The sequence below is a fragment of the Pseudomonas sp. 67(2021) genome (assembly GCF_017491835.1).
Classification (GTDB): domain Bacteria; phylum Pseudomonadota; class Gammaproteobacteria; order Pseudomonadales; family Pseudomonadaceae; genus Aquipseudomonas; species Aquipseudomonas atacamensis.
The window spans coordinates 568742-585454 of the sequence record NZ_JAFGYL010000001.1 but is presented as its reverse complement, the minus strand read 5'-3'; the positions used below and the strand labels follow the sequence as shown (position 1 = coordinate 585454).

General features: G+C 60.8%; 15 protein-coding genes. 8 read left to right on the top strand and 7 right to left on the bottom strand.

Annotated elements, in window-relative coordinates; genetic code table 11:
- The first annotated feature begins 52 nt into the window (after positions 1 to 52).
- Positions 53 to 1258 carry a zinc metallochaperone GTPase ZigA gene (gene zigA / locus J5M66_RS02660; protein ID WP_207807600.1) on the top strand — a complete coding sequence of 402 codons (1206 nt, stop codon included), beginning with the start codon at positions 53 to 55 and terminating at the stop codon, positions 1256 to 1258.
- Positions 1258 to 1908: a DUF1826 domain-containing protein gene (locus J5M66_RS02655; protein ID WP_123441885.1), complete on the top strand. Its 651-nt coding sequence runs from the start codon at positions 1258 to 1260 to the stop codon at positions 1906 to 1908. The genes zigA and J5M66_RS02655 overlap by 1 nt, the downstream gene beginning before the upstream one ends.
- Before the next feature lie 4 nt (positions 1909 to 1912).
- On the opposite strand, the gene J5M66_RS02650 is transcribed toward J5M66_RS02655, so the two are convergent.
- Positions 1913 to 2269, bottom strand: a complete 357-nt coding sequence (locus J5M66_RS02650) for a hypothetical protein (RefSeq protein ID WP_016772443.1) — start codon at positions 2267 to 2269, stop codon at positions 1913 to 1915.
- Between the two features lie 40 nt (positions 2270 to 2309).
- Between J5M66_RS02650 and J5M66_RS02645 the strand changes: the two genes are divergently transcribed.
- A complete protein-coding gene (locus tag J5M66_RS02645) occupies positions 2310 to 3275 on the top strand; it encodes a CobW family GTP-binding protein (protein WP_207807599.1) in 966 nt (321 codons plus the stop codon).
- Between the two features lie 6 nt (positions 3276 to 3281).
- Here the strand turns inward: J5M66_RS02645 and J5M66_RS02640 are convergent, their stop codons facing one another.
- The gene (locus tag J5M66_RS02640) at positions 3282 to 3695 is read right to left on the bottom strand and encodes a DUF3301 domain-containing protein (protein ID WP_038861179.1); all 414 of its coding nucleotides are present in this window, start codon (positions 3693 to 3695) and stop codon (positions 3282 to 3284) included.
- Positions 3696 to 3812: 117 nt separating this feature from the next.
- On the opposite strand from J5M66_RS02640, the gene pdxY reads away from it, so the two are divergent.
- Positions 3813 to 4685 carry a pyridoxal kinase PdxY gene (pdxY, locus tag J5M66_RS02635; RefSeq protein WP_207807598.1) on the top strand — a complete coding sequence of 291 codons (873 nt, stop codon included), beginning with the start codon at positions 3813 to 3815 and terminating at the stop codon, positions 4683 to 4685.
- 115 nt (positions 4686 to 4800) lie between these two features.
- Here pdxY and J5M66_RS02630 read toward each other — a convergent pair whose 3' ends face one another.
- Complete coding sequence (locus J5M66_RS02630; RefSeq protein WP_016772447.1) at positions 4801 to 5283, bottom strand: acyl-CoA thioesterase; 483 nt, start codon at positions 5281 to 5283, stop codon at positions 4801 to 4803.
- A 278-nt stretch (positions 5284 to 5561) separates the two neighbouring features.
- Between J5M66_RS02630 and J5M66_RS02625 the strand changes: the two genes are divergently transcribed.
- Complete coding sequence (locus tag J5M66_RS02625; protein ID WP_123441883.1) at positions 5562 to 7325, top strand: cation:proton antiporter; 1764 nt, start codon at positions 5562 to 5564, stop codon at positions 7323 to 7325.
- A 21-nt stretch (positions 7326 to 7346) separates the two neighbouring features.
- Here J5M66_RS02625 and J5M66_RS02620 read toward each other — a convergent pair whose 3' ends face one another.
- From J5M66_RS02620 to uvrD, 3 genes are all read right to left on the bottom strand, one after another.
- The gene (locus J5M66_RS02620; RefSeq protein ID WP_007954245.1) at positions 7347 to 7754 is read right to left on the bottom strand and encodes an SMI1/KNR4 family protein; all 408 of its coding nucleotides are present in this window, start codon (positions 7752 to 7754) and stop codon (positions 7347 to 7349) included.
- 136 nt (positions 7755 to 7890) lie between these two features.
- Entirely contained in the window at positions 7891 to 8766 is an 876-nt protein-coding gene (locus J5M66_RS02615) for a Tim44 domain-containing protein (RefSeq protein WP_016772449.1), read from the bottom strand.
- 239 nt (positions 8767 to 9005) lie between these two features.
- A complete protein-coding gene (gene uvrD / locus J5M66_RS02610; protein WP_016772450.1) occupies positions 9006 to 11189 on the bottom strand; it encodes a DNA helicase II in 2184 nt (727 codons plus the stop codon).
- A 257-nt stretch (positions 11190 to 11446) separates the two neighbouring features.
- Here uvrD and J5M66_RS02605 point away from each other — a divergent pair, with 257 nt between their 5' ends.
- From J5M66_RS02605 to J5M66_RS02595, 3 genes are all read left to right on the top strand, one after another.
- Positions 11447 to 14320: a GGDEF domain-containing phosphodiesterase gene (locus J5M66_RS02605; protein WP_207807597.1), complete on the top strand. Its 2874-nt coding sequence runs from the start codon at positions 11447 to 11449 to the stop codon at positions 14318 to 14320.
- Positions 14321 to 14447: 127 nt separating this feature from the next.
- Positions 14448 to 15314: a transcriptional regulator HexR gene (hexR, locus tag J5M66_RS02600; RefSeq protein ID WP_007962240.1), complete on the top strand. Its 867-nt coding sequence runs from the start codon at positions 14448 to 14450 to the stop codon at positions 15312 to 15314.
- Positions 15315 to 15547: 233 nt separating this feature from the next.
- A complete protein-coding gene (locus tag J5M66_RS02595; protein ID WP_122698749.1) occupies positions 15548 to 15751 on the top strand; it encodes a hypothetical protein in 204 nt (67 codons plus the stop codon).
- Here the strand turns inward: J5M66_RS02595 and J5M66_RS02590 are convergent.
- Positions 15693 to 16655, bottom strand: coding sequence for a LysR family transcriptional regulator (locus J5M66_RS02590; protein WP_016772452.1), 963 nt, complete (start codon positions 16653 to 16655; stop codon positions 15693 to 15695). The two genes, J5M66_RS02595 and J5M66_RS02590, sit on opposite strands and share 59 nt — an antisense overlap.
- Between the last annotated feature and the right edge of the window lie 58 nt (positions 16656 to 16713).

Sequence of the window (16713 nt, the reverse complement as noted above, 5' to 3'; positions counted from 1 at the left end):
CCAAGCGCACACCTAAAAGCGTAAATCGGCTGCCTTTTATGAGGATTATCCAGTGTCAGCCAAATTACCCGTAACCGTACTTTCAGGATTTCTCGGTGCCGGAAAAAGTACACTTTTGAATTACGTACTACGTAACCGAGACGGCTTGCGCGTTGCGGTGATCGTCAACGATATGAGCGAGATCAACATCGATGGCAGTGAAGTCCAGCGCGATGTCAGCCTGAACCGCGCTGAGGAAAAACTCATCGAAATGAGCAATGGCTGTATCTGCTGTACGTTACGTGAAGATTTACTGGAAGAAGTCAGCAAACTTGCTCGCGAGGATCGTTTCGATTATTTGCTGATCGAATCCACCGGTATTTCCGAACCGCTTCCGGTCGCTGAAACCTTCACCTTCCGCGATGAACAGGGGCAAAGCCTCGCCGACATTGCTCGCCTCGATACCATGGTCACCGTGGTCGACGGTGTGAATTTCCTGCTCGATTACCAGGCGGCCGAAAGCCTCGCCTCTAGCGGCGAGATTCTCGGTGAAGAAGACGAGCGCTCCATCACCGATCTGTTGATCGAGCAGATCGAGTTTGCCGACGTCCTGCTGATCAGCAAAATCGACCTGATCAGCCAGCACGAGCGTGAAGAACTCACCGCCATCCTCAAGCGCCTCAATGCCCAGGCTGAAATCATTCCGATGGTGATGGGCGAAATCCCACTGGAAAAAATCCTCAACACCGGTCGTTTCGATTTCGATCAGGCCGCACAAGCGCCCGGATGGCTACAGGAATTGCGCGGTGAGCACGTCCCGGAGACACAGGAATACGGCATCGCCTCGACGGCCTACCGCGCGCGCCGGCCATTTCACCCGCAACGCTTCTTCAGCTTCATCGATCGGCCTTGGCTGAACGGCAAGCTGCTGCGCTCCAAAGGCTTCTTCTGGCTCGCCAGCAAACCCACCGATGCCGGTAGCTGGTCCCAGGCAGGCGGCTTGATGCGGCATGGATTCGCCGGTCGCTGGTGGCGTTTCGTGCCAAAGAATCAATGGCCCGAAGATCAGGAAAGCGCCCAGGCGATCATGGGAAACTGGATTCCAAGCGTAGGAGATTGCCGCCAGGAGCTGGTTTTCATCGGTCAGAACATAGATTTCCTACAGCTCTCCGCCGAACTCGATGCCTGTCTGCTGACCGACGAAGAAATGGCCATGGGTGTAGAAGGCTGGCGTTCGCTGCCTGATCCATTCGGTCCTTGGCACGAAGAGGCCGCCTGATGCTCGCACTCCAAGATCAGCCGCTGCTTACCCGTCATCAGCACCAGGGCGTGACCCCGGAAACGTTGACGCGAATCCTGGAAGACCAGACCAATCTCGCCGTCTGGCAACGTCAGCTGCCCGTGCACATTGCCGATTTTGCGCAATTGGTGCTGTCACTCAACGAGCCCTTGGCCGAGTCGCTGTGTCTGGAATTGCCCGACGAAGATGCCGAACCGGATCTCGCCGGTCTCGCTGCAGGGCTGCGTGATCTGCAAGGTTTCGAAGGTTTCATGAGCGATCTTAAATGGCTGATCAGTGCCTTCGCCTGCCTGCTGGGGGCGCGGCGTATCGGCGTGCGTTTGCGTGTGCTGGACAAGGCCATGTGTCCGCGCTTCCACGTCGATCACGTGCCGGTGCGCTTGATCACTACTTACGCTGGCATCGGCAGCCAATGGCTTGAGGAGGGCGCGATGGATCGCCTGCAACTTGGCCAGGCCAATGCCGAACCGCAAGGTGCAGCGTCGATTCGTCAGCTCAACAGCGGCGACGTCGCGCTGCTCAAAGGCGAAAAATGGCACGGCAATGAAGGCTTCGGCCTGATCCATCGTTCGCCGCAACCGGCACCCGGTGAACGCCGTCTGCTGCTGACCCTCGACTGGCTCGGCTGACACATCAGGGCTTGCGCCAGGCGCCCTGGCTCTGGCCTTCGCAATACGGCTTGAGATACGCCGCATCAGTGGCCACGCCGTAATAGTGGATATCCTGGCGATAGGGCATATTGGCGACTTGCGCGTTGCTGCACACGCCGAAAGCACCGCTGGGGCACTGGTCGACGTATTGCACCTCGACCTTCTGCCCGGCCAGCGTCGGTTGGCAGAAGCCGTCATTGAACAATTTCTGCGGAATCGTCCGGTTCTGCTGACAGACTTTGACGTCGAGCCGTTCGCCCTGTGTGTGCACCACGCAGGCCTGAGCCCACGCTTCACTCGACAGCAGCGCCAACAGCAACGACCATCCCGACCAGCGCATCTTCAATCACCTCAATAACTGTCCGCAGAAAGTACCCGCCATGTTGCAGAACATTCCGACCCACGTCATCGCCGGCCCGTTGGGCGCCGGCAAGACCAGCCTGATTCGCCAGTTGCTGGCGCAACGGCCTGCGGACGAGCGCTGGGCGGTGCTGATCAACGAGTTCGGCCAGATCGGTCTGGATGCTGCATTGCTGACGAATGACGCCGATGGTATCGCACTGGGTGAGGTGGCCGGGGGCTGCCTGTGTTGCGTCAATGGCGCGCCATTCCAGATCGGCCTCGGCCGCCTGCTGCGCAAGGCCAGACCGGATCGACTGTTTATCGAGCCATCCGGGCTGGGCCATCCGGCGCAGTTGCTCAAGCAATTGAACGAGGCGCCGTGGCTGGGCGTGCTGGCGGTTCAGCCATGTGTGCTGGTTCTGGACGCTCAGGCACTGCACGCGGGTAGAACCCTGCCGGACGCTCAGCAGCAAGCGTTGGCCAGCGCGGGTTTGCTGTTGTTGAACAAGGCCGAAGATCTCGATGAAGCGGTTCGAGAGAAAATCGCCAGCCAGTTGCCGCCCGTCAGGCTGATCTGGACGCAGCAAGCGCAACTGCCTCTGAGCGAGCTGCCGGGTCTGAAAGCAAAAGCAAACGAAGGCGCAGGGCATCTGCCGCTGCCGACTGGATTGGCACAGCTGCCAGCGGTCTGGAGCGATACGGCCGAACCGATTTGCCTGAGTCAGGCGCAGGAGGGTGGGTGGAGCATCGGTTGGCGCTGGCATCCGCGGCAGGTATTTGATCAAGCACGCATCGCCGATTGGCTGAGCGCGCTGGACTGGAAGCGGGCGAAACTGGTTATCCACAGCACGGATGGCTGGGTTTCGGGCAATGCGCTGGAGCATGCCGAGCTGAGTTGGCAAGCCAGCGAATGGCGAAAAGACTCAAGAATCGAGCTGATCTTCGCCGAACCGCAGAATATCGAACAGCTGCAAGCCGGTTTGGCTGAATGCCGGATTCAGTGAGTCAGCTCAGGGCTTCCACTTGGTATGTTCCTGGCGCCACTGGCTCAGCTCGATGACTTCGGCGCGAGGCTTGTGGACTTCGACCACCGGCGGCGTATCGTCGAACGGCGCCGGGTAGGGCGCCAGTTCAATCTGCGCACTGTGCGCGCCGAACTGGGTGACGGTGCCGTTGTGGCGGCTTTCGCCGGTCACGGTGAACTCGAAGTTGTAGACCCGCGCCAGTCGCCGGCGACCGTTGGCATCCCTGATCAGACCGATTTTTTTCAGCGCGACGTTACCGTCCAGCAGTTCAACGCCAACATTGGTGCAATGCTGCTTGACCCGCTCCAGCGCGCGCTCGCGCAAGCCGTGGTTGTGCCATAGCCAGGCACCAGCGGCGGCGAACAGCATCAGCACGAAGATGTTTTCCAGGGTCAGCATCTACATCGAACTCCAAATGATGGCGTCAGCTTAACTGTCTCGCCGGTCTGTCGTACAGGCTGTGTTTCGTCGCATACTGCGCGGCTTGAATTTCAATCGTTTTACGGAATGACCCGAATGAAACGTACGCCTCATCTGCTCGCCATCCAGTCCCACGTGGTGTTTGGCCACGCCGGCAACAGCGCTGCGGTTTTTCCGATGCAGCGCGTCGGGGTCAACGCCTGGCCGCTCAACACCGTGCAGTTTTCCAACCACACCCAGTATGGTCAGTGGGCCGGGGAAGTGCTGGCGCCGCAGCAGATTCCCGAGCTGATCGAAGGCATCGCCGCAATTGGCGAGCTGGGCAACTGCGACGCGGTGCTCTCCGGTTACCTCGGCAGCGCCGCGCAGGGACGGGCGATTCTCAGCGGTGTGGCGCGGATCAAAGCGGTCAATCCGAAGATGCTGTACCTGTGTGATCCGGTCATGGGTCATCCGGAAAAGGGTTGCAGCGTGCCCACCGAGGTCAGCGATTTCCTTCTTGATGAGGCCGCGGCCGTGGCGGACATCATGTGCCCGAACCAGCTGGAGCTGGACAGTTTTTCCGGGCGCAAGCCGCAGTCGCTGTTCGATTGCCTGGCGATGGCACGGGCGCTGCTGGCGCGCGGACCGAAAGCGGTACTGGTCAAGCATCTGGATTATCCGGGCAAACCGGCGGATGGCTTCGAAATGTTGTTGGTGACCGCCGAGGGCAGCTGGCATCTGCGCCGTCCGTTGCTGGCGTTTCCACGTCAGCCAGTGGGCGTCGGCGATCTGACCTCTGGTCTGTTCCTGGCGCGGGTGCTGCTGGGCGACAGCCTGCTGGCGGCATTCGAATTCACCGCAGCGGCGGTGCATGAGGTGTTGCTGGAAACCCAGGCGTGCGCCAGTTACGAGCTGCAACTGGTGCGGGCGCAGGATCGCATTGCGCATCCGCGGGTGAAGTTCGAGGCTACCGCGATCAGTCTCTGAGACCGGGTCGTCTTTATTCGCGAGCAGGCTCGCTCCCACAGGAAGAATGCATTCCAAATGTGGGAGCGAGCCTGCTCGCGAAAGCCATTTGTCAGGCAACATCAATCAAGGCTGATCAGGCGTCGCCCTTGATCTCCTGATAACGCTTCTCCAGTTCCTGACGAATCTGTCGGCGCTGCTGCGCCTGCATGAAGCGGCGCTTGTCTTCGCTGTTCTGCGGTTGCAGCGGTGGCACGGCGGCCGGTTTGCGCTGATCATCCACCGCGACCATGGTGAAGAAACAGCTGTTGGTGTGGCGCACCGAGCGTTCGCGGATGTTTTCGGTGACCACTTTGATGCCAACTTCCATCGACGTGTTGCCGGTGTAGTTGACCGAGGCGAGGAACGTCACCAGTTCGCCGACATGAATCGGCTCGCGGAAAATCACCTGATCCACCGACAGGGTCACCACGTAGCGCCCGGCATAACGGCTGGCGCAGGCGTAGGCCACTTCGTCGAGGTATTTGAGCAGGGTGCCGCCGTGGACATTGCCAGAGAAGTTGGCCATGTCGGGGGTCATTAGTACCGTCATCGACAGCTGGGCGTTTCCGGGTTCCATAACGTTCTCACGGATCAAGGCTGATTGCAGGAAGCGCCTCTGCGGGCACCTGGTGGCTTTTCAAAAAGCACCGTTATCGGGACGCCGCGCGGCGGGCCGCCGTCACGCCGGTAGCGATCTGTTTCCATATATTGCACCGGCTTCCAGAGCGAAGTCGCGGTGTTAACCTGCAAAAGCCCTGCCCAAGGGCAATTCCTACATTAAAAGCGGATTTTTACCCTGCTCGCGCAGAACGTCTGACGTCTGTCCGCGCGCCTTGTCATCAAGGAGCCCACGCCATGCATGCCATCAGTTTCATTCAGGATCTGGCAGTGATCATGCTGGTCGCGGGCGTGGTAACCGTGTTGTTTCATCGTTTCAAGCAACCGGTGGTGCTCGGCTACATCGTCGCCGGCTTCATCATCGGCCCGCATACGCCGCCGTTCGGCCTGATTCACGACGAAGAAACCATCAAGATCCTGGCCGAACTCGGGGTGATCTTCCTGATGTTCTGCCTCGGCCTGGAGTTCAGCCTGCGCAAGTTGTTCAAGGTTGGGGCAACGGCATTCATTGCCGCGTTTCTCGAAATTATCCTGATGATCTGGATCGGTTACGAAATCGGCCGCTGGTTCGACTGGAACACCATGGATTCGCTGTTCCTCGGCGCGATTCTGGCGATCTCCTCCACCACCATCATCGTCAAAGCGCTGAATGACCTGAAGATGAAGAACGAGCGCTTTGCGCAGTTGATCTTCGGTGTGCTGATTGTCGAGGACATCCTTGGCATCGGCATCATCGCGCTGCTGTCGAGCATCGCCGTCAGCGGCACGGTGAGCTCGGGGGAAGTGTTTTCCACGGTCGGCAAGCTGTCGCTGTTCATGATCGTCGCGCTGGTCATCGGCATTCTGTTGGTGCCGCGTCTGCTGGCTTATGTGGCGAAATTCGAAAGCAACGAGATGCTGCTGATCACCGTACTCGGCCTGTGTTTCGGCTTCTGCCTGCTGGTGGTCAAGCTTGAATACAGCATGGTGCTCGGCGCTTTCCTGATCGGCGCGATCATGGCCGAGTCGCGGCAATTGCTGAAAATCGAACGGCTGGTCGAGCCGGTTCGCGACCTGTTCAGCGCAATCTTTTTCGTCGCCATCGGGCTGATGCTCGATCCGCTGATTCTCATCGAATACGCCTGGCCGATTGCGGTAATCACCGTGGCCGTGGTGCTGGGCAAGATGTTGTCCTGCGGCCTCGGTGCGTTTATCGCTGGCAACGACGGACGGACCTCACTGCGGGTAGGCATGGGTCTGTCACAGATTGGCGAATTTTCCTTCATCATCGCCGCGTTGGGCATGACCTTGCAGGTGACCAGCAACTTCCTCTATCCGGTCGCTGTGGCCGTGTCGGTGATCACCACGCTGCTGACGCCGTACCTGATTCGCGCGGCGGATCCGCTGTCGATCAAGCTCTCGGCCGCTGTGCCCAAGCGGCTCGGGCGGGTGCTCGGCATGTATGGCGAATGGTTGCGCAGTATTCAACCGCAGGGCGAGGGTGCGCTGCTGGCGTCGATGATCCGGCGGATCCTGTTGCAGGTCGGGGTCAATCTGGCGCTGGTGATTGCGATCTTCTTTGCCGGCGCATACTTCGCCGAGCGCATGTCGTTGTGGCTGCAGGACTGGATTAGCGATCCGAGCTGGCAGAAGGCTCTCATTTGGGGCGGTGCGTTGCTGGTCTCGCTACCGTTCCTGATTGCCGCTTACCGCAAGCTCAAGGCGCTGTCGATGCTGCTGGCGGAAATGGGCGTCAAGCCGGAGATGGCCGGGCGTCACACGCAGCGAGTGCGCCGGGTGATCGCCGAAGTGATCCCGATTCTCTCGCTGCTGGTGATTTTCCTGCTGTTGGCAGCCTTGTCGGCCAGTATCCTGCCGACCAACAAGCTGCTGGTGCTGATCGCCGTCGTCGCGGCCGCCGTGGCGGCGCTGCTGTGGCGCTGGTTCATCCGCGTGCATACGCGGATGCAGGTGGCCTTGCTGGAAACCCTCGACAACCACAAGGAGTCGTCGGGGCATTGACCTGCCGGGGCGTGTGGCGGATCAGCTTTCCAGCCAGACGTCCCGCGCCCAGTGCCACACCGATTCCCATGATTCTTCGGTGATCAGCTCTTCTTCGCCGGACCACAGCACCACGGTGCCGTCTTCTTCAACGCAGTAGTAGTCGTCGCCGTCCTGGCAGATCGGGATCAGGTCACGCGGCACGCCGGCGTCCCAGGCATTGGCGGCAACGTCCGGCAGATAGGTGTGCGATTGCGGGTCGGTGACGGTCACCGGCTCGAGGCTGCCATAGACCACGTCGCTGACGGTCAGCAAAAACTCTTTGAAGACGAACGGAATGTTGATGAAGAGTTCTTCTTCGATCTCCACCAATTGGTCTTCGTCTGGCAATTCCAATGGAACCGGCACGGGTTCGTTGGCTTCGCGCAGTTGTTCGATGATTTCTTCCACGTCCGGGATCCTCTTGCTTGAATGGCGCGGTTTATATGGGCCGGTTTATACAGTAGCTCGCCATAGATGCAACCGTGAAATGAAAAACCCCGGCCGAGGCCGGGGTTCTGTTACTGCAAGTGAAGCGCAGCAGGGATCAGCCGTTCTGGCGGATACCGGCGACCAGCCAAGGCTGGTTGTCGCCCTGCGGACGTTCCATGTTCCAGCTTTCGCTGAACACTTCGCCCTGGTCGAAACGCGAGGTTTTCGACACGCCGGTGAAGGTCAGGGTGGCGATGGTCTTGTCGGCACGATCGTCGACGCCGTCCAGCTGCACCTGCAGGTTGTCGATGTAGGTCGACTGGAAGCCGTCACCCAGATCCGCACGCTCACGCTTGAGGAACTCAAGCATTTGCGGGGTCACGAACTCGGCGATCTTGTCCATTTCGTTGGCGTCCCAGTGCTGCTGCAGCGACTGGAAGTGGCTGCGCGCGGCTTCAAGGAAGCGCTCTTCGTTGAACCAGGCCGGTGCATTGATCACCGGACGGGCAGCAGCCGGAGCGGCCGAACCACCGAAGATCGAACCCATGGCGGCAGGCTTCTGCTCGAACACTTCACGCTGCATCGGCGCGCCGGCCGGAGCGAATTGCTCCTGCTGCTTGCGACGACGGGCGGCGATGAAGCGGAAGATCACGAACGCGATCAGGGCCATGATCAGGATGTCGAAGATCTGCATGCCCTGGAAGCCGTCGCCCATGAACATCGACGCGAGCAGGCCACCGGCGGCGATGCCCGCCAGCGGGCCGAGCCAGCGCGACGCACCGCCGGCCTTGGCTGCGGCGCCAGCAGCACCGGCAGCGCCAGCGGTCGCTGCTGCGCCGCCCACGCCTGGAGAAGAAGGAGCCATCTGGCTGGTCTGGTGCGTCGGCGCAGCGCCGGCGCTTTTGCCACCACCAAAGCGCTTGGCGTTGGCGTCGAGGCTCATCGTCAGGCCGATGCACAACGCCATGGCGATGCTAAGAAAACGTTTCATAAAGGGTATTCCCGTTTTGTGGAGACACGCGCGCCATGTTGCACAGCTGAAGTGTTACTGGCTAGCGAGAGAGTGTTTCGGGCTTTTGCCTGACAGGTCGCGTTCAGCTTGGCGAGGCAATCAGCCGATGTACTTTTGTCTGTAGGAAAAGGCGATAGGTTCAGAGGGATTGATGTACTTGCGTCGCATAACCTGCGGGAGCGAGCAGGCTCGCTCCCACATGGGTTCAGTGCCGGTGGTTAGATCGCTTCCAGCTTGGCATAGCCGAGCATCAGCCACTTGCTGCCTTCGCTGAAGTTCACCTGCACCCGGGCCTGGGCGCCGGAGCCTTCGAAGTTGAGGATCACGCCCTCGCCGAAGATCGAGTGACGTACGGCCTGACCGAGCACAAAACCGGTTTCCGGAATCTCGCTGCCGCTGAACAGGCTGCTGCCGCTCATCGACTGGTTGCCGCCGAACGGTCGGCTGACGCTATTGGACAGGCGCACTTCCTGAATCAGGCCTTTCGGCACTTCGCGGACGAAACGCGACACCTTGTTGTAGGTTTCGCTGCCGTACAGGCGCCGGGTTTCCGCGTAGGTCATGACCAGATTCTGCATCGCCCGGGTGATACCGACGTAAGCCAGACGCCGTTCCTCTTCAAGACGCCCCGGTTCTTCCAGGCTCATTTTGTGCGGGAACAGGCCTTCTTCCATGCCCACGAGGAACACGTAAGGGAATTCCAGGCCTTTGGCGCTGTGCAGGGTCATCAGCTGAACGCTGTCTTCGTGCTCGTCGGCCTGAGTGTCGCCGGCCTCCAGCGAAGCGTGGCCGAGGAAGGCCGCCAGTGGCGTCAGTTCTTCGTCCTCTTCGGTGTTCTCGAAGTTGCGTGCGGCGCTGACCAGTTCCTCAAGGTTTTCTACCCGGGCCTGGCCTTTCTCACCTTTTTCCGCTTCGTGATAAGCGATCAGACCGGACTGCTCGATGACGGTTTGCGTCATCAGGTGCAGCGGCATCTCGGCGCACTTGGCGGCGAGGTTCTCGATCAGTTCGATGAACGCACCGAGCGCACTCGCGGCGCGACCGGTCAGGCCTTTGTTGGCCACCAGTAGGCGCATCGCTTCCCACATCGACACGTCGCTGTGTCGCGCATGCTCGCGAATCGCTTCGACGGTTTTCTCGCCGATGCCCCGCGCCGGCACGTTGATCACCCGCTCCAGCGCCGCGTCGTTGCCGCGACCCTCAAGCAAACGCAGATACGCCATGGCGTTCTTGATTTCCGCGCGTTCGAAGAAGCGCTGACCGCCATAGATGCGGTACGGGATGCGCTCGCGCAGCAGGGCTTCTTCAAGCACCCGCGACTGGGCGTTGGAGCGGTACAGAATGGCGATATCGCTACGGGCCAGACCGGTTTTCAGCGCGCTTTCGATGGTTTCCACCACGTAGCGCGCTTCGTCATGCTCGTTGAACGCGGCGTACAGGTTGATCGCTTCGCCGTCGCCACCGTCGGTCCACAGCTCTTTACCGAGACGCCCGGTGTTGTTGGCGATCAGCGCGTTGGCGGCTTTGAGGATGCCGGCAGTGGATCGGTAGTTCTGCTCCAGGCGAATCGTTTCGGAGTCCGGGAAGTCGGAAGAGTACTGATGGATGTTCTCGATCTTCGCCCCGCGCCAGCCGTAAATCGACTGGTCGTCGTCGCCGACCACCATCAGGCTGTCGCCGCCCTTGCCGAGCAGGCGCAACCAGGCGTACTGCACGGCGTTGGTGTCCTGGAACTCGTCGACCAGAATGTGCCGGAAGCGCTTTTGGTAGTGCGCCAGCAGGCCGGGGTGATCGCGCCACAGATCGAGCGCGCGCAGCAGCAGTTCGGAGAAATCGATCACGCCAGCCCGCAGGCACGCCGCCTCGTAGGCTTCGTAGATGCCGCGCATGGTGGCCAGGAACAGGTCGCCGCTGGCCTGAATGTGTTGCGGCCGCAGACCTTCGTCTTTCTGGCCGTTGATGAACCACTGCGCCTGACGCGCCGGCCAGCGTTGCTCGTCCAGACCGAGCTCGCGGATCACCCGCTTGACCAGACGCTGCTGGTCATCGCTGTCGAGAATCTGGAAGGTCTGGCTCAGGCCCGCTTCCTGCCAGTGAGCCCGCAGCAAGCGGTGCGCGAGGCCGTGGAAGGTGCCGACCCACATGCCGGCCGGGTTGATGCCCAGCAACTGCTCGATGCGATGGCGCATCTCGGCAGCGGCCTTGTTGGTGAAGGTCACCGACAGGATGGAGTGAGGCGAGGCGTTTTCGACCTGGATCAACCAGGCGATACGGTGCACCAGCACTCGGGTTTTACCGGAACCGGCGCCGGCCAGGACCAACTGACGGCCAACGGGGGCTGCTACGGCCTGGCGTTGGGCATCGTTGAGGGAGTTCAGCAGAAGGGAGAGATCATCGCGCATCGGGGCATTCTAGGGTGCGCCGCAGGCCCGGGCAAACCGTGCGTTGCATTAGCCGATGAAAGTGCTGCCGATGACGACCGGTCGGTCACTGGCTGCAGGCTTCGGCCCGTCTCGCCTGAGGGGTTGCAGCGGTGCGCAAGCGGCGGAAAATTTCCCTGCAATAGTGATCCGTAGCAGTTTGGCATCGGGATCGGCTTGTGTATGCTCCGTGCACGTTTCGGGCGCACGCCCTCCTAATAAGAACAAGAACGTTGCCCATGATCCTCAGCGCCGAACTGTCGGGGCCCTCCGTGGACCCCCGGGTGATCCGCAAGCACTATGCCGTCGAAATGGCGGTGGAGCGCAAGCGTCTGCTGTATCAGGGCTCGTTGTTGCCCACGCTGTTCATGTTGATCAATGGTCTGGTCTGCGCCGCTTTGCTCTGGAGCCCGCAGCGCTACTTCGTGGTCAGCGTCTGGCTGGTGTGGCTGCTGTCGCTGGTCGCGCTGCGGGTGATTCAGGTAGCCGCGTTCGATTCGGCGATTCCCGATCGTCAGGCCCAGCCGATCTGGTTCCGCATGTTCCTGCTCGGTTCGACCATGACCGGTCTGACGCTGGCCGGAGCCGGCATCGCTCTGGTACCCGCTGACAACTTCATGCAGCAAGCCTGGGTGTTCGGCCTGATCGGCGCGGCAACGCTGTCGGCCAGCGTCGCCTACGCGGTGAGCCTGCCGGCGTTCCTCTCGTTTACCTTGCCGTGCCTGCTGCCAGCGATCGGCTACCTGTTCTGGGGCGGCGACGATCAGGCCCGGGGCTGGGGCTGGCTGGGTCTGATCCTGCTCGGTTCGCTGAGCGTGGTGGCATGGCAGGTCAATCGATTGATCGACCGTGGATTGCTGCGGCGCTTCCAGAATCAGCACCTGATCGAGCATTTGCAGCAAGCGCAGACGCGCAGCGAACAACTCAATCAGGAGCTGGGCAAAGAGATCGAACAGCGCCGCTGTGCCGAGGCGCAGTTGCGTGAAGCGCAGGTCGATCTCGAAGATCGCGTGGCCCAGCGCAGCCGCGAACTGGATGCCGCCAATCAGGCCCTGAGCAAAAGCGAAGCGCGCCTGGCGCTGGCGCTCAAGGCCAGTGAGCTCGGATTGTGGGACTGGAACCTGCAGACCGACGAGGTCCATCACACGCAGATTCAGGAACTGTTCGGCCTCGCCCCGGAATACGTCACGGCGCTGCTGCGCGACCTCAAGCCACGACTGCATCCTGAAGATGTGCCGTCACTCAAGTTCGCCCTGGTCGAGCATCTGAAGGGGCGCACCGAGGATTATCAGGTCGAATATCGCCTGCGCCACGGCGACGGCCATTGGGTATGGATCGAGGACCGTGGCCGCGCCGTAGAACGCAGCGCCAACGGCCGGGTGATCCGCATGGTCGGCACTCGCCGCGATATCAGCGCCAGCAAAAGCCTTGAAGAGCAGCAGCGGCTGGCGGCGACGGTGTTTGAAGCGGCCAGCGAAGGCATCGTGATTCTCGACCCGGATTACGCGTTGATCGCGATCAATCAGGCTTTCAGCCGGGTCACCGGCTACGAGATCGACGACATGCTCGGGCGCAACGTCGTCGAGTTGCCGTGCAGCCGCGATGCCCGTCGTCACTATGTGGCGATCCGTCATGCGCTGGAGCAGTACGGCAGTTGGCAGGGCGAACTCGTGGAAACCCGCAAGAACGGCGAGCTGTATCCGCAGTGGCTGCAACTCAATGCCGTGCGTGATAGCCGTGGCAATGTCAGCCACATCGTCGGCTTCTTCGCCGATCTCTCGGCGCGGCGGGCCTCGGAAGAACGCCTGCGCTATCTGACCCATTACGACGAGCTCACCGGCCTGGCCAACCGTTCGCTGTTCCGCGAACGCCTGCACGAAGCCCATCAGCGCGTGCGCCAGGGCGGGCGCCGCAGTCTGGCGTTGCTGCACATCAATCTCGATCGCTTCAAATTGCTCAATGACAGTCTCGGCCATGAAGTCGCCGATCAGCTCCTGCAGAAGATGGCCCGGCGGCTGGTCAATGCCTTGCCGGAAGCCGACACCATTGCGCGCTTGTCCGGTGACGAATTTGCCGTGCTGTTCGATGCCTACGGCAATCTGTCGAGCCTGGCACGGGTAGCGACGCGGTTGTCGGCCAAGCTGCGTTTGCCGCTGAGCGTTGACGGGCATGAACTGGTGGTCAGCGCTTCGATGGGCATCAGCCTGTTGCCGGACAACGCGCGTGAGATCTCGGCGCTGGTCAGCCAGTCGAACATGGCCATGCAGCATGCCAAACATCTGGGCGGCAACAATTTCCAGTTCTTCACCGACAGTCTGCAAGCCAGCACACTCGAGCGTTTGCAGCTGGAAAACCACTTGCGCAGGGCCATTGAAGAACAGCAACTGACGGTGTTCTACCAACCGAAACTGTGCCTGCAAACCGGCCGCATGAATGCCGCTGAAGCGCTGGTGCGCTGGGATCATCCGAGCATGGGCCAGGTGCCGCCGGCGGACTTCATTGGCCTGGCCGAAGAGACCGGTCTGATCGGGCCGATCGGCGAATTCGTTTTGCGTCAGGCGTGCTGGCAAGCGTGCGAATGGCAGCGCCAGGGCCTGGCGCCGATCCGTGTGTCGGTGAACCTGTCGGTGCATCAGCTGCGCCAGGGCAAGCTGGTCAGTCTGGTCCGGCAAGTGCTTGAAGAAACCGGGCTGGCGCCGCACTGCCTCGAGCTGGAGCTGACCGAAAGTCATTTGCTCGACAGCGTCGAACACATCATTGCGACGTTCCAGCAGCTGCGCGATCTGGGCGTGAAACTGGCGATCGATGATTTCGGTACCGGGTATTCGTCGTTGAGTTATCTCAAGCGCATTCCGGTGGATTACGTGAAGATCGATCAGGCGTTCATTCGCGGCTTGAGCGAGGGCAGTGCGGACGCGGCGATCACTCGCGCGATCATCGCCATGGCCCACGGGCTGGCCCTGAAAGTCGTGGCCGAGGGCGTCGAACGTGAGGATCAACTGGCATTTCTGCGCGCCGAACACTGCGACGAAGTGCAGGGTTATCTGATCAGCCGGCCGGTAGACGCTGCTTGTCTGGCCGTGCTTTTGCGTGATCAGAAAAATCCGCAGTAAGGGCTACATGCTCCTCAGCGTGCCTGACGCCGGGACATCGAGTTACGCATTGAGCAGGCAAAATGCCCATTCATGTAGTATAACTACAAGCTTGCTACATCCTTGCCCACAAGAAGAGTCCAGCCCTTTGAATCTGCTGCAACACATTGCCCAGTCACGTCACCTGTTACGCAAGTCGGAGCTCAAGGTCGCCGACCACGTGCTGCTTGACCCTGCGGCAGTGATGCACAGTTCCATGGCCGACCTGGCTCACAGCGTCGGCATCAGCGAGCCGACCATCGTGCGCTTCTGCCGCGCCATCGGTTGTTCCGGCTTTCAGGATCTCAAACTGAAACTGGCGCAAAGCCTGGCCGCCGGCGCCAGCTTCGGCCAGTTCGCGATCCACGAAGATGACTCCGTCGCCGACTACAGCCTGAAGATTTTCGACACCACGCTGCACACCCTGATGGAAGTGCGCGAGAAGCTCGACCCGGTGGAGTTGCAGCGTGCGGTGACGTTGATGTCCCAGGCGCAACGTGTCGAGTTCTACGGCTTCGGTGCCTCGGGCGCGGTGGCGGCGGATGCGCAGCACAAGTTCTTCCGGTTGCTGCTGACCGCGGCGGCGTACTCCGACCCGCACATGCAGGCGATGTCGGCTGTGACGCTGAAGCCTACCGATGTGGCGATCTGTATTTCCCAGTCGGGGCGCTCCAAGGATTTGCTGATCACCGCTAACCTCGTTCGCGAGAGCGGGGCGTCGTTGATCACCCTGTGTCCGAGCCAGACGCCGTTGGCCGAACTGTCGACCGTCAATCTGGCGATCGATGTGCACGAAGACACCGAGATCTACACGCCGCTGACCTCGCGAATCGCCCACCTGGTGGTGATCGACGTGCTGGCAATGGGCGTGGCCATGGCGCGCGGGCCGAGCCTGGTCAATCACCTCAAAAGCGTGAAGCGCAGTCTGCGCAGTTTGCGTTTGTCTCCAAAAGCCGTGAAAGCCCTGGATGATTGAGCAAGGTCGTTCCGACCTTGTTCGCGAGCAGGCTCGCTCCCACAGGAGATCTCCTGAGAACATAAATTCTGGGTCATAACGGAATCAAATGTGGGAGCGAGCCTGCTCGCGAAAGCGTCTTCAACAACAGCACATCCCTGCGCACATTTCATCACATTGTCATCCCCGCGCAGCCAAACCGTCATCCCCCACGCCTATCGTGAAACTCTCGTACTCGCCCTGGGAGACTCGAAATGGCTCAGCCCTACGAAGAACGCAACAGCGCCGCGAAAACCCGTCGTCAGCAGGAAGACCAGCGCCGCATGGAATTTCGCCGCGCAATCGAAGATCGCTTCGAACTTCGCCAGCTTCAGGCCGAGATCGGCGATTTTCCCGAGATCACGCACTGGCAGGTGACCCCCGCAGCTTCCCGTCGAAACGCTCAACCATCGCAATAATCTGCGCCCGCTCGCTGCGGATAAACGCCAGGAAGGCGTGCGCCACCGGTGACAGCCGCTTGGCTTTGGCCTGCACCAGACACCAGCTGCGCAGCAGCGGCAACTCCTCGACCGGCAGCTCGACCAGGCCGCCGGTCGCCAGCTCCAGGTTCAGGGCGTGGCGCGTCAGCAGCGCCAGGCCCAGACCCGCCACCACGCATTCGCGCTGGGCTTCGGCGGACGCTACCTCCTGGGTCTGAGTGAAGTGCACGCGCTTTTCCTTGAAATATTCTTCGCAGGCCAGGCGCGTGCCAGAACCCGGCTCGCGGATCAGCAGCGTATACGGCTCCAGATCCTGCAAGCGCAACGGGCCCATGTGCGCCAGCGGGTGATCCGGACGCGCCACGGCGACAATCGGATTGTTGAGGAACGGCAGGAATTCCAGGCCCATGTCCTGCGGCACCATCGACATGATCACCAGATCATCGCGGTTGTCCGAGAGGCGGCGGATGACCTGGCCACGGTTGACCACAGTCAGCTGCAAATTGACTTCCGGATGCTGGCGCTTGAACGCAGCAAACAAATGCGGCACGAAATATTTCGCGCTCGATTCCACTGCCAGTTTCAGCTGACCCTGCAGCGAACCCTGCATGTCCGACAGTTGCATGTCGAGGTTTTCCAGACGCCCGAAAATGTCGCGGCTGGCGCGCTGAAGCGCTTCCGCCGCCTCGGTCATGTAGAGTTTTTTGCCGACATAGTCGAACAGCGGCTGGCCAATCAGCTCTTCCAGCTGACGAATCTGTAGGCTGACGGCCGGCTGTGTTAGGGACATTTCCTCGGCGGCGCGGCTGTAGGAGCGTAAATCACACACCTCATTGAAGATCTGCAACTGACGCAATGTCATACGCATCAATGACTTACGCATTTTATTCAGGCTCTCACGGCACACGGATGTTCCGACTATAAGTGTTTACTTATGGCTG

Bases quoted from the DNA above. Each gene is read 5' to 3' on its own strand.
- J5M66_RS02655 (WP_123441885.1), top strand. From the start codon at position 1,258: ATGCTCGCACTCCAAGATCAGCCGCTGCTTACCCGTCATCAGCACCAG.
- J5M66_RS02650 (WP_016772443.1), bottom strand. From the start codon at position 2,269: ATGCGCTGGTCGGGATGGTCGTTGCTGTTGGCGCTGCTGTCGAGTGAA.
- J5M66_RS02645 (WP_207807599.1), top strand. From the start codon at position 2,310: ATGTTGCAGAACATTCCGACCCACGTCATCGCCGGCCCGTTGGGCGCC.
- J5M66_RS02640 (WP_038861179.1), bottom strand. From the start codon at position 3,695: ATGCTGACCCTGGAAAACATCTTCGTGCTGATGCTGTTCGCCGCCGCT.
- pdxY (WP_207807598.1), top strand. From the start codon at position 3,813: ATGAAACGTACGCCTCATCTGCTCGCCATCCAGTCCCACGTGGTGTTT.
- J5M66_RS02630 (WP_016772447.1), bottom strand. From the start codon at position 5,283: ATGGAACCCGGAAACGCCCAGCTGTCGATGACGGTACTAATGACCCCC.
- J5M66_RS02625 (WP_123441883.1), top strand. From the start codon at position 5,562: ATGCATGCCATCAGTTTCATTCAGGATCTGGCAGTGATCATGCTGGTC.
- J5M66_RS02615 (WP_016772449.1), bottom strand. From the start codon at position 8,766: ATGAAACGTTTTCTTAGCATCGCCATGGCGTTGTGCATCGGCCTGACG.
- uvrD (WP_016772450.1), bottom strand. From the start codon at position 11,189: ATGCGCGATGATCTCTCCCTTCTGCTGAACTCCCTCAACGATGCCCAA.
- J5M66_RS02605 (WP_207807597.1), top strand. From the start codon at position 11,447: ATGATCCTCAGCGCCGAACTGTCGGGGCCCTCCGTGGACCCCCGGGTG.
- J5M66_RS02595 (WP_122698749.1), top strand. From the start codon at position 15,548: ATGGCTCAGCCCTACGAAGAACGCAACAGCGCCGCGAAAACCCGTCGT.
- J5M66_RS02590 (WP_016772452.1), bottom strand. From the start codon at position 16,655: ATGCGTAAGTCATTGATGCGTATGACATTGCGTCAGTTGCAGATCTTC.